We start from the raw sequence: 12,405 nt of genomic DNA on the forward strand, positions 1-12,405 counted from the left end.
CGATTCCACCGTGGAAACCCGATTCCTGTGGGAGCTGGCTTGCCTGCGATGCAGACACCTTGGTGTATCAGTCACACCGCAGTGATGCTATCGCAGGCAAGCCTGCTCCCACATTTGACCGAGTCCGACCGACCAATCAGCGCTTGCGCAGGATCACGCTGCCGATCGAATAGCCCGCACCAAACGAACTGAGCACTGCCACGGAGCCCTTGGGCAAATCATCCTGGTAGGTGTGAAACGCAATCACCGAACCCGCCGAGCTGGTATTGGCGTAGGTATCGAGGATCACCGGCGCTTCTTCCACCGAGGCTTCGCGGCCCAGCAGTTTTTTCACGATCAGGTGGTTCATGCTCAGGTTGGCCTGGTGCAGCCAGAAGCGCTTCACATCGGCCACGTTCAACTGGTTCTCTTCCAAGTGCACGCCGATCAATTCCGCCACCATCGGGCATACGTCACGGAACACCTTGCGGCCTTCCTGCACGAACAGCTTGTCCGGCGCGCCGACGCCCTCTTCCGCGGCGCGGTTGAGAAAGCCGAAGTTATTGCGGATGTTATTGGAGAACTTGGTCAGCAACTTGGTGCTCACCACGTCGAACTGATGCTCGGAGGTCGCCAGGTCGGCGCGCTCCAGCACCACGGCAGTGGCCGCATCACCAAAGATGAAGTGGCTGTCACGGTCGCGGAAGTTCAGATGCCCGGTGCAGACTTCCGGGTTGACCATCAGGATCGCCCGCGCCTGGCCCAATTGGATGCTATTGGCGGCGTTCTGGATGCCGAAGGTGGCCGAAGAACAGGCCACGTTCATGTCAAAGCCAAACCCTTCGATGCCCAGGGCTTCCTGGACTTCAATGGCGATGGCCGGGTAAGCGCGTTGCAGGTTGGAGCAGGCGACGATTACACCGTCGATGTCGGCGGCAGTCTTACCGGCGCGTTGCAGGGCTTGCTCGGCGGCGCCGACGGCCATCTGGCAGAGCACCGACCATTCGTCGTTGCTGCGCTCGGGCAGGCGCGGGGCCATGCGCTGCGGGTCGAGAATGCCGTCTTTGTCCATCACGAAGCGACTCTTGATGCCCGAGGCTTTCTCGATGAAGGCCGCGCTGGATTCGGTCAGCGGCTGCACGTCACCGCGCTCGATGGCGGCGGCGTTATCGCTGTTGAACTGATGCACGTAAGCATTGAAAGACTGCACCAGCTCTTCGTTGGAGATGCTGTTGGCCGGGGTGTACAGGCCAGTGCCGCTGATGACGACGTTATGCACGGTCGTTCCTCTAAATCTGTCAGGCAGAAGATATTGGTACCGTCGTACCAAACTTTAGGTAGTCCAATGCCGCGCAGCGGACATCAAACTGGCGTCGCTTTATTCCATCGCGCCGTAGCCCTTCACGACGATCCCGGCATTTATAACCGCGAAGTTTGCCACAAACCTCGAAATTTGGCGCTATCTGTGGGAGGGGGCTTGCCCCCGATAGCGGTGGGCCAGTCAACACATCCTTTACTGACAGACCGCAATCGGGGGCAAGCCCCCTCCCACACTGGACCTGTATTGCCCTGGAAACCGTGTAAATATCAGGCTTCGACCAGACTCCAGTGTTTGCTCAGACGTTTGTCGGAAATCGGCACCTTGGTGCCCAACTGCTGGCCAAACAACGACACCCGATACTCCTCCAACCACCAGCGGTAAAGCTCCAGCTGCGGATCGCGCTTGCCTTCCTGGGCGTGTTTTTTCAGGCGGTTTTCATACTGCGTCCACAGTCCGCCCAGCTCGCTGCTCCATACCCGGTCTTTTTGCACCTGGCTCGGCAGTTTCTCCAGGCGCAATTCGATGGCCTTGAGGTAACGCGGCAACTCCTTGAACCACTGCGCCGGGGTTTCCCGCACAAAACCGGGATACACCAGGTTGCTCAGTTGCTGCTTGATATCGTTCAGGGCCACGGCCTGGGCCAGGTCGATCTTGCCTTTGAAGCGTTTTTGCAGGCCGTGCCAGAGTTTCAGCACCTCCAGGGTCAGGCGCGCCAAACGCTCGGCGTGCTCGGTCCAGCTGCCGCGCTTACGCTCGGCCAAGGCCGCCAAACCGGCGCCATCACGCGGCAAGCTGGCTTCGCCTTCGAGTACGCAGGTGTCGAGGCTGGCCAACAGGATGTCTTCCACCAGCGCATCGATGCGCCCCAGTTCGCGGTACATCAGCCCCAGTTCGGTCAGACCCGGCAATTTGCCACGCAGGAATTTCGCCGGTTCCGCCAGTTGCTGCATCAGCAAGCGTTGTAAGGCGCGGCGATGCTGGAATTCAGCCTCGGCGGCGGTGGAGAAGCGCCCTTCCTTGACCGTGCCGTTGTCTTCCACCAATGCTGGGTACACCGTCATCGACAGCCCGGCGATCTTCTGCTGAGTCTTTTCCGCCACCGCCGCAAACACCTTGGCCTCGACCGGCTGCTGGCTTTTCGCGGTTTGCGGCACGGCCAGCGCGGCCTGGCTGGCCTCGGCGAAGCGCGCCGTCAGTTCAGCCAGGTCACGGCCTTCGCCGAGGAACTTGCCCTCGCCGTCGACCACTTCAAGGTTCATCTTCAGGTGGTTTTCGACCTGCTGCGCGGCTTCGGCCCAGGCTTCATCGCTGACCCGCGCCCCCGTCATGCGCAGCAATTCACGGCCCAGCGCCTGGGGCAACGAGCCCTGGCCGAACTCAATCCGTTGCAGGGCGGCCTTGACGAAGTCCGGCACCGGCACGAAATTCTTGCGCAGCGCCTTGGGCAGGTTGCGCACCAGGGCGATGCATTTGGCTTCGATCACCCCCGGCACCAGCCACTCCAGGCGCTCCGGCGGCAAGGCCGGCAGCAACGGAGCCGGCACGCGCAGGGTCACGCCGTCACGCGGGTGGTTGGGTTCGAAGTGGTAACTCAAGGCCAGTTCCAGGTCGCCCAGGTGCAGGGTGTCCGGGTAATGCGCGGCGGTGACTTCACTGGCTTCGCGGGCCAGCACATCTTCCTCGCGCATGATCAGCAGTTGCGGGTCTTTCTGGCTGTTGACCTTGTACCAACTGTCGAAGGTCGCGGTCTGGTGAATCTCCGCCGGCAAGCGCGCATCGTAGAAGGCGAACAGGGTTTCTTCATCCGCCAGGATGTCGCGACGGCGCGCCTTGGCTTCGAGTTCGTCGAGCTGTTCCAGCAACTGCTGGTTGGCCGTGAGGCATTTGGCTCGCGACTGGATCTCGCCACGCACCAGGCCTTCGCGGATAAACAGCTCGCGCGACACCACCGGGTCAATCGGCCCGTAATGCACCGGCCGGCGGCCGACCACAATCAGGCCGAACAGGGTGATCTGCTCAAAGGCCACGACTTGGCCGCGCTTCTTCTCCCAGTGGGGTTCGAAGTGGTTTTTCTTGATCAGGTGCCCGGCCAGCGGCTCGATCCAGTCCGCGTCGATCTTGGCGACCATGCGCGCATACAGCTTGGTGGTTTCCACCAGTTCGGCAGTCATTAACCATTGCGGGCGCTTCTTGCCGATGCCCGAGGACGGGTGAATCCAGAAACGCCGCTGACGTGCGCCGAGGTAATCGCCGTCTTCGGTCTTCTGGCCGATCTGGCTGAGCAGGCCGGACAGCACGGCCTTGTGCAGTTTCGGGAAGTCCGCCGGCTCTTTATTGACGGTCAGCTGCATGTCGCGGCAAATCAGGCTCAACTGGCGATGGGAGTCGCGCCACTCGCGCAGGCGCAGGTAGTTGAGGAAGTTCTTGCGACACCAGTTACGCAACGGGCTGGCGGTCAGTTCCTGGCGCTGCTCCTCAAAGCCGCGCCACAGATTGACCAGCCCCGCGAAGTCCGAATCCGGGTCTTTCCACTGTGCGTGGGCCTGGTCGGCGGCCTGTTGACGCTCCGGCGGACGCTCGCGCGGGTCCTGGATCGACATGGCGCTAGCGACGATCAGCACTTCCTGCAAACTGCCGAGCTTGGCGGCTTCGAGCAACATGCGGCCCATGCGCGGGTCGACCGGCAGGCGCGCCAGCTGGCGGCCCAACGGGGTGAGCTGGCTGTTACGGTCCACTGCCGAAAGCTCTTGCAGCAGGTTGAAACCATCACTGATGGCCTTGCCGTCCGGCGGTTCGATAAACGGGAAATCGGTGATTTCGCCGAGGCGCAGGTGCAGCATCTGCAGGATCACGGCGGCGAGGTTGGTGCGCAGGATCTCAGGGTCGGTAAATTCCGGACGGCCGATAAAGTCTTCTTCGCTGTACAAGCGAATGCAGATGCCGGGCTCGACCCGACCGCAACGGCCTTTACGCTGGTTGGCGCTGGCCTGGGAAATCGCTTCGATCGGCAGGCGCTGCACCTTGGCGCGGTAGCTGTAGCGGCTGATGCGTGCAGTACCGCTGTCGATCACATAACGAATGCCCGGCACGGTCAGCGAGGTTTCCGCGACGTTGGTCGCCAGCACCACGCGCCGGCCGGGATGAGACTGGAAGATGCGCTGCTGTTCGGCCGGCGACAGGCGCGCGTACAACGGCAGGATTTCGGTGTGCTTGAGCTGGGCCTTGCGCAACATGTCGGCAGCGTCGCGAATCTCGCGCTCCCCCGGCAGGAACACCAGCACATCGCCGGGGCTGCGCCGCTCGCTGCGCTCATAAGCGGCGATTTCGTCGAGGGTCGCGAGGATCGCCTGATCGACCGTCAAGTCGTCTTCGACACGGTTGCCCTCCTCGTCCTGTTCCAGGGTCAGCGGGCGATACCAAGTGTCCACCGGGAAGGTGCGGCCCGACACCTCGACAATCGGCGCATCGTCGAAGTGCTTGGAGAAACGCTCCAGGTCGATGGTCGCCGAGGTGATGATGACCTTCAGGTCCGGGCGGCGCGGCAGCAGGGTCTTCAGGTAACCCAGCAGGAAGTCGATGTTCAGGCTGCGTTCGTGGGCTTCGTCGACGATGATCGTGTCGTAGCGTTCGAGGTAACGGTCGTTCTGGGTTTCCGCCAGCAGGATGCCGTCGGTCATCAGCTTGATCAGGGTATTGGAATCACTTTGGTCTTCAAACCGGACTTGATAGCCGACCAGCGCGCCAAGCGGCGTGGCGAGTTCTTCAGCGACACGGCTGGCGACACTGCGCGCGGCGATCCGGCGCGGCTGGGTGTGGCCGATCAAACCGAACTGGCCACGACCGATCTCCAGGCAGATCTTCGGCAACTGGGTGGTTTTACCCGAACCGGTTTCACCGGCAATGATCAGCACCTGATGCTTGAGCAGCGCGTCCTTGATTTCATCGCGCTTGGCCGCAATCGGCAGGCTGTCGTCATAGCGGATCACCGGCAGGCTGGCGCGCCGCGCCGTGACCTGCGCGCAGGACGCCTGCATGCGCGCCACCCACTGCGCCAGCTTTTCCTCGTCGGGCTTCTTGCGCAGCTCAAGCAACTGCCGGCGCAAGCGGTGGCGGTCGGCGAGCATGGCGTGGTCGAGGGTTTTGAGCAGTTGGTCGATAGTGGGTGCTTGGTCAGTCATCAGGTACGCAAAGGTCTTCTAGTGAGGCAGGTGAGCCTGCGGTGACGTGATCGTGGGTGGCAATTGTCGCAGATTTCAGTCGCTGTGAACGAGGCAAGCCATTTCAAAGCCGCAAAGCCACCGCTTCATACAAGGGTGGCAGGCTGTTTGAGCCTGACGGGAACGTCCCAACCCACACCCTTACATGACTTTTCGCACGCAACCATCAGGGTTTTCTATATGGCTTGCCCATGATTCGGCGCGCTCTACTGCGGCACGCAAAAAACGCCTCCTTCATGCCCAACGCGGCCCGCACCGGAAAAACGTCATGCCAAGCCCAACAGCCAATTTGCCCCCCCTCTCAACGACATGGACCTCGCATGCGGCCCCCACTTACACGGAGCAGGATCCTGCCTTGGAACCGCGCGCACGTGCTGCCCAGACCTACGTCGATACGTTGGGCATGTACGCCGAAGATACGCATCCGGATTCGGTCAGGCAGCTCGAATCACGACGGCCGTCGTCTCTTGCGCCGACTTACTGGCAAGCCATGGGCAGGGACAGCCCCCTGCCTGAACAGGTTGGAAACACCCCCTCCATCGACGAGGACCCAGTGAGTTTTTCACCCAGCCTATCAGGCAGGGTGCTGGCGCAGGCGGTGAAGCATGTGGACCGCCTCAACCATGTGCTCGAACAGGCCGAGCAATTAGGCACGCTGTTGCTGGAGCGTGATCAGCAGGGCGGAACGTCCATCGACTTACAAACCGTGGTGACGCTTTGTCGCAAGTTGGATCAGCTCAGGTCTGCCTGGGCCGCTGGCGCATTTGCAGGGTCATCGCGGATGGGCACGCAATTGGCCAGTCATTGCGCTCCCGCCCCGCGAACACTGCAGGAGGACGCTTTGAAAGCATTGATAAACAACCTGTGGGATGTTGCAAAAACGGAGTACCGGGATAAGTACCTGGCCGACCCACTGAACGCAGACCACATCCTGGTAGACGTCTACAGGTTGGTTGAAGGCCTGAAAAATTCTCGAATCTGAAGCCATCACCCGGAGAAGCCCCTGTGATCAGACCCACACCGTTTTCACCCCCCGAGTCCGGCGCCACCCTAGGCCGACTGGTACAACAAACCCACTTTATCCAGGGCGCCTTGGTTAAAAGCCTGGTCGATCAAGGGCACAGTCACCTGCTCGGGAACACCCGCAACCTCGAACACGCATTGCTTCGCCCCATCAGTCGAATGCCGGAAAGTGCGCCACAGGAAAAAGGGCATCAACTTCAAGCCTGGATGCACGTTTCAAGGCTCGACGCGGCGCTTGAGGCCTTCGACCAGGAAAGCCGCAAACGCTTTGCCCTGCCACCGGATGCAAACACACGCCTGCAAGCACTTACGCAACGCAATGAGCAACTGGCAACCCGCATGGAAGCACGCAACGCCCTGATGGATCGACGCGCCGCATGGGCGGCCGCCACCCCTCCAGCGTCCAGTGAGCTGGACCCGATCACACTCCACGTTCTGCTACCTGCACCGCTGAACAGCAGGTTGACCGCGCAAGACCTGAAACAGGCCGTCAAACACGTCAACGCCCTGGATAAGGAGACGGGCCTGCTGGATGCTCACATCAAGCAACAACCGCAACCGTTGTCTCAAGTCGAGGAAGAGATCTTTATCAAGCAACGTAACGCCCTGACCGAATACCGCAACGCCTGGGCAACGGGGCGCCTGAAAGGCAGCAGTCAATTCACCACCACCGTTGGCCTCACCCCGGAGCGTAAACGCTTGGAGCAGAATCTTGAGCGCAACCATCAATCTGCACCGGTGGAACTGACACTCCACCGACTGGAGCGCACGCTCGAAACCGCCCACCGCAACGGCGTGGGAGAAAAACTGTCGCCACAAGCGGTGAACGCGGCGCGCAATGCCCTGGCGAATTTACGCGATGCCTGGCGTAACGGCAGGCTTGATGGCAGTTCGGAGGCAGGCATGGACCCCATGCTGATTTTAACCTCGCCGAATAATCAGCGAATCAAACTGGAGCTGGCGGTTATCGAACATGCCTTTGTGCAACTGAACACCGTTCCCCGCACGGAGCAAGCCGGCAGCGCCAAGGATCGCCAGGCGTTCAAAGCGTTGATTCAGTCGGCCAACAACACCCATGTCAAACATGCCGCCATCCGTCAGCTTAAAGACGACAACAAACAGCGGGCGCTGATTGCTGAACTGAATACCGATTTGCACACCCTCTACACCGACCTCAGAAGCCACCTGGCCATTCACCACATAACCACGTCCCTTCCCTAACGTTGCCGGGATGAACCCAGGTAGGCAAAAGACTTATGGGGCTACTCCACAGAGATTCTTACTACAAAAAATGACCAGTTCATCCGACGGTTGAAAAGCAAAAGTCCGATTTTCCGTAAGCGCTGGCAGGCGCCCAATAAGTCATCCAGAGAGGTCTGGACAACCAGGATATTCCAACCTGAGGGCGAATCGAATCGCCCACTTCCACGCGACTCGCCAGGCCTTTCGAGGAAGGAGTTTTACGAGTGGCCTATAACGACAACGCTTGATTGATTTCGTCTTTGACTTCCAAGGAGTTCCTATGCCCATTGAATCCAGCCGTTACTCCAGCGCCTCCAATAGCCACTTGCACCATTACGCCGAAAAATTTCAAGACATTGCACCTCAATCCTATTCCACAGGTTCCTCTTGGACTTCACACCCCTCAGGCGCTGAGGATGCGTCCAGGAAAAACAGGCATGACGACTATCCAAAGCTGACCAATACAAGAGCCAGAGACCTGAACGCGGAGATGCATCTGGCGGGCGCGGCGACAAATCCCAGAAACCCGACAGCCACCGTGATCTCCGTGAAAAAACCAGAAGACCTGAACGTCATGAGGAAACCGAATACGGTCACCAAGTTTGTCGTGACGGGAGACGGGCAGATGGTGGTCGCCAATATCAATAAGAACATAGCGCCAAAGATGGTATCCCACCCCGCCGCCGCCGAAATGGGCGCCGGTTTCGGGCAGTCGAATAATGTCGTCAGTGCCGGCTACTTAAAACAAACACTGACGGGGAAAACTTACTTGTCCAATACCTCCGGCCATTATCAACCCACCAAAAACGATTTGAGGCCCGCGCAAGCACGCTTGGAGACACTGGGTATCAAGGCGTCCATGAACCGATTAGGGGTTTCCTGAATGCCGTTATAAATGATCGCGCTCTTTGCGCCGGTAGGGGAACACATCAATGACCTTGCCGGCGCGAATCGCGGCCTGCAGGCCCTTCCAGTAATCGGCGTTGTACAACTCGCCATGCAGCTCATCGAACAGCTTGCGTTGGCCGGCGTCGGCGAACAGGAACGGCGGGAACTCCTCGGGGAACACATCCAGCGGGCCGATGGAATACCAGGGCTCGGAGGCCATTTCATCCTCTGGGGTGCGCGGTGCGGGGATGTGACGGAAGTTGGCTTCGGTGAGAAAGCAGATTTCATCGTAGTCGTAGAACACCACGCGGCCGTGACGGGTGACGCCGAAGTTTTTCAGCAGCATGTCACCGGGGAAAATATTCGCCGCCGCCAGTTGCTTGATCGCCAAGCCGTAGTCTTCCAGGGCTTCGCGCACTTGGGCGGCGTTGGCGTTATCGAGGTAGAGGTTGAGCGGGGTCATGCGCCGCTCGGTCCAGCAGTGACGGATAAGCACGGTATCGCCTTCCACTTCGACGGTACCGGCGGCCACTTCCAACAGCTCGGCCAGGCACTGCGGTTCAAACTTGCTCAGGGGAAAACGGAAGTCGGCGAACTCCTGGGTATCGGCCATGCGCCCAACGCGGTCGACGCTTTTGACCAGGCGGTATTTCTCGATCACCGTGGCGCGGTTGACGTTTTTCGACGGCGAAAAGCGGTCCTTGATGATCTTGAACACCGTGTTGAAGCCCGGCAGGGTGAATACGCTCATGACCATGCCGCGCACGCCGGGGGCCATGATGAACTGATCGTCGGTGGTCGCCAGGTGGTTGATCAGTGCGCGGTAGAACTCCGACTTGCCGTGCTTGTAGAAACCAATGGAGGTATACAGCTCGGCAATATGCTTGCCCGGCAAAATGCGCTTGAGAAAGCCAATGAACTCCGCCGGTACCGGCACGTCGACCATGAAGTAGGAACGGGTGAACGAGAAGATGATCGACACTTCGGCTTCGTCGGTGATCAGCGCATCGATCTGGATGCCCTGGCCTTCGCGGTGCAGCAGCGGGATGACCAGCGGCCATTGTTCGTCGCGGGTGTAGATGCGTCCTACAAGGTAGGCGCCTTTATTGCGGTAGAGCACCGAAGAAAACAGCTCGACCTTGAGGTCCGGGTCCTTGCACACCCAGTCCGGCAGGTTTTCCCGCAGCTGGACTTCGAGGCGGCGCAGGTCGGCTGCCAAGTCCGCATAGGGTTCGCTGAAGCGATAGTCGGCAAACACCTGCGCGAGCATCTGCGGGATATTCCCGGCGGGCGTGTAGGTGCGCGTCTGCGCGGCCCGTGCCCGGCGCAGGCTGGGCCGCGTGGTGTGGATAAACATGCAACCGTCGCTGATCAGGTCGTGGCTGAACAGGCCGCAGAAGATCGAGTTGTACCAGGTTTCGGACAGCTCATCGTCGAAGCGCAGGTCGATCAGGCCGATGTAGGCGCTTTTCACCACGGGCCACGCATCAATGTCGAGCAATGTGGCGTCATCGAAGTGCTCATGCAGACGCGCGGTCACGTCATTGACCTTCTCTTCATAGAGGTTGATCCGCGCCGCTGAAGCGGCCTGGGCTAGTTGCCACTGGGCTTTTTCAAAACGCTCGCGGGCGCCATCGGTGATCTGGCGGAAGTGTTCACGGTAATCGTCGAAGCCATCGAGGATCATCTGGGCGATAGCGCGGGCGGAAGGCGACATGCGGGAAACCTCGACGAGCATCTGGAGCCCCTGAGCTTAGCCAGTGTACGGAAACAGGAGAAGGGTCATTTTTTTCGCCAGCTTGTACAAGTTCGTTCATTTCGTACATTTATTTGCAATTTTTAAATTCGACCATCCGGTCAATAAATACACCTGCGAGTTATCGCGAGTTTTACCTGCACGCCTGCAACCCTGGGGCTTGGAAGGTTGAGGCAGGCAAAGGGCCCGCCGCGCTGGTCTTGATGAACCTCTTAGAGTGTTGGATCCAACTAAGGGAAACCCTGATTACTACCTTGATGGCACTTTGATATACAGCGCGCCCTCTCCCACCCTAACAAGGTCAGAAGACCGATCCGGGAACAGGTTCTAATCGCCTAAGGAGCATTGAGATGTCATTGAGGAACATGAAGATCGGTCTGCGTGCCAGTCTGAGTTTTGCGGTTTTGGCCAGCTTGCTGGTAATTGTCGGGATGTTCGGCCTGGGCCAGATGGCCAAGCTGCGGCAAAGTGCGCTGGTCATCGAACAGTCATGGATGCCGAGCATCGAGAACATCCACGACAGCGCGGCCTATGTGGCCAGCATCCGCCTGGAGGCGTTGCGCCTGGCGACCACCGACGAATCACGGGTGCGCGATACCAGCAAAGCCCTCCTCACCCGCCATCGCGGCGAACTGCAAGGGCTGCTGGACCGCCAGGAAACAATGCTGAGCAGTGATGGTGAGCGCGAGTTGCTGAATAAGTTGAAAGCCAATGTGGCCACCTACCTCAACATCGTGACCCAGATGGTCGCCCTGGTGGACAAGGATCAACAGCAAGACGCCATCGACCTGCTCACCAGCCGCCTCGCCCCCCAGGGCACAGTGCTGAACAAGAGCCTGGAAGACCTGATCGTGTTCAACCAGAACGGCGTCGAGGCCGCGGCGGATGCAGCGGCGCAGATGTACGCCAGTGCACAGTGGGTTGTCGGCCTGATCATCGTCGTCGCACTGATCGCCACCTTGCTGCTGGCGTGGCTGCTGACCCGCAGCATCACCGCCCCGCTCGGCCAGGCACTGACCGTGGCACGCACCATTGCCGGCGGCGACCTGAGCCAGCCGATCGCCGTCAGCGGCAAGGACGAACCCGCCCAGTTGCTCACCGCCCTGGCCACCATGCAGGCGCAGCTGCAAGGCACCATCCGCGGCATCAGCGAGTCGGCGCAACAACTGGCGTCGGCTGCCGAAGAGATGAGTTCGGTGATGGAACAAAGCACCCGTGGCCTGCAGGCGCAGAACGATGAGATCGAACAGGCGGCCACGGCCGTCACCGAAATGAGCGCGGCGGTGGACGAAGTCGCCGGCAATGCGGTGTCCAGCGCCGAGGCGTCCCAGGCTTCCGACGAGGACAGCAAGCACGGTCACTACCAGATCAGCGAAACCATCAGCTCGATCCAGAACCTGGTGGACGAAGTGCTCGGTGCGTCGAACAAGGCCGAAGGCCTGGCGGTGCAGGCCCAGGACATCAGCAAGGTGCTGGAAGTGATCCGCGGCATCGCCGGGCAAACCAACCTGCTGGCGCTCAACGCGGCGATTGAAGCCGCCCGCGCGGGTGAGGCCGGGCGTGGTTTTGCGGTGGTGGCGGATGAGGTGCGCTCCCTGGCGCAACGCACCCAGGACTCCACCGAAGAAATCGAGCAGATGATCGTCGGTATCCAGCGCGGCACCCAAGACACCGTCGAAGCGCTCAACAGCAGCGCCGATCACGCCGGCCAGACTCTGCAACGCGCCAACAGCGCCGGCAGCGCGCTGGAAAAAATCACCGCCGCCATCTCGCAGATCAGCCAGCGCAACCTGGTGATCGCCAGCGCCGCCGAGCAGCAGGCGCTGGTGGCGCGCGACGTCGACCGCAGCCTGGTCAACATCCGCGACCTGTCTACCCAGACCGCCGCCGGCGCCACCCAGACTTCGGCAGCCAGTCAGGAGTTGTCGCGCTTGGCGGTGGATTTGAATGGGCTGGTGACGCGGTTTGTCCTGTAATCA

General features: G+C 60.3%; 7 protein-coding genes. 4 read left to right on the forward strand and 3 right to left on the reverse strand.

Annotation, left to right across the window (positions count from 1 at the left end; genetic code table 11):
* Window positions 1-136: 136 nt before the first annotated feature.
* A complete protein-coding gene (locus tag ACI512_RS27015; RefSeq protein WP_064052685.1) occupies window positions 137-1,258 on the reverse strand; it encodes a beta-ketoacyl-ACP synthase III in 1,122 nt (373 codons plus the stop codon).
* Window positions 1,259-1,566: 308 nt separating this feature from the next.
* A complete protein-coding gene (gene hrpA, locus ACI512_RS27020; protein ID WP_405121434.1) occupies window positions 1,567-5,478 on the reverse strand; it encodes an ATP-dependent RNA helicase HrpA in 3,912 nt (1,303 codons plus the stop codon).
* Window positions 5,479-5,872: 394 nt separating this feature from the next.
* On the opposite strand from hrpA, the gene ACI512_RS27025 reads away from it, so the two are divergent.
* The 3 genes from ACI512_RS27025 (at window position 5,873) to ACI512_RS27035 (ending at window position 8,665) form a co-directional block, all read left to right on the forward strand.
* On the forward strand, window positions 5,873-6,499 hold the full coding sequence (locus ACI512_RS27025; protein ID WP_236380988.1) for a hypothetical protein: 627 nt from the start codon (window positions 5,873-5,875) through the stop codon (window positions 6,497-6,499).
* Window positions 6,500-6,522: 23 nt separating this feature from the next.
* Entirely contained in the window at window positions 6,523-7,761 is a 1,239-nt protein-coding gene (locus ACI512_RS27030) for a hypothetical protein (protein ID WP_236380989.1), read from the forward strand.
* A gap of 301 nt (window positions 7,762-8,062) precedes the next feature.
* Window positions 8,063-8,665 (forward strand): hypothetical protein, encoded by a 603-nt coding sequence (locus tag ACI512_RS27035; protein WP_236380990.1) that lies wholly within the window; start codon window positions 8,063-8,065, stop codon window positions 8,663-8,665.
* Window positions 8,666-8,671: 6 nt separating this feature from the next.
* On the opposite strand, the gene aceK is transcribed toward ACI512_RS27035, so the two are convergent.
* Window positions 8,672-10,387 (reverse strand): bifunctional isocitrate dehydrogenase kinase/phosphatase, encoded by a 1,716-nt coding sequence (gene aceK, locus ACI512_RS27040; RefSeq protein WP_236380991.1) that lies wholly within the window; start codon window positions 10,385-10,387, stop codon window positions 8,672-8,674.
* 404 nt (window positions 10,388-10,791) lie between these two features.
* On the opposite strand from aceK, the gene ACI512_RS27045 reads away from it, so the two are divergent.
* Window positions 10,792-12,402 (forward strand): methyl-accepting chemotaxis protein, encoded by a 1,611-nt coding sequence (locus tag ACI512_RS27045; RefSeq protein ID WP_405121916.1) that lies wholly within the window; start codon window positions 10,792-10,794, stop codon window positions 12,400-12,402.
* Window positions 12,403-12,405: the final 3 nt, after the last annotated feature.

It is taken from the genome of Pseudomonas petroselini, from assembly GCF_045037875.1.
In the GTDB taxonomy this organism is placed as follows: domain Bacteria; phylum Pseudomonadota; class Gammaproteobacteria; order Pseudomonadales; family Pseudomonadaceae; genus Aquipseudomonas; species Aquipseudomonas petroselini.

Coding starts and splice junctions, on each gene's coding strand:
- hrpA (WP_405121434.1), bottom strand. CDS start 5,478: ATGACTGACCAAGCACCCACTATCGACCAACTGCTCAAAACCCTCGAC.
- ACI512_RS27035 (WP_236380990.1), top strand. CDS start 8,063: ATGCCCATTGAATCCAGCCGTTACTCCAGCGCCTCCAATAGCCACTTG.
- aceK (WP_236380991.1), bottom strand. CDS start 10,387: ATGTCGCCTTCCGCCCGCGCTATCGCCCAGATGATCCTCGATGGCTTC.
- ACI512_RS27045 (WP_405121916.1), top strand. CDS start 10,792: ATGAAGATCGGTCTGCGTGCCAGTCTGAGTTTTGCGGTTTTGGCCAGC.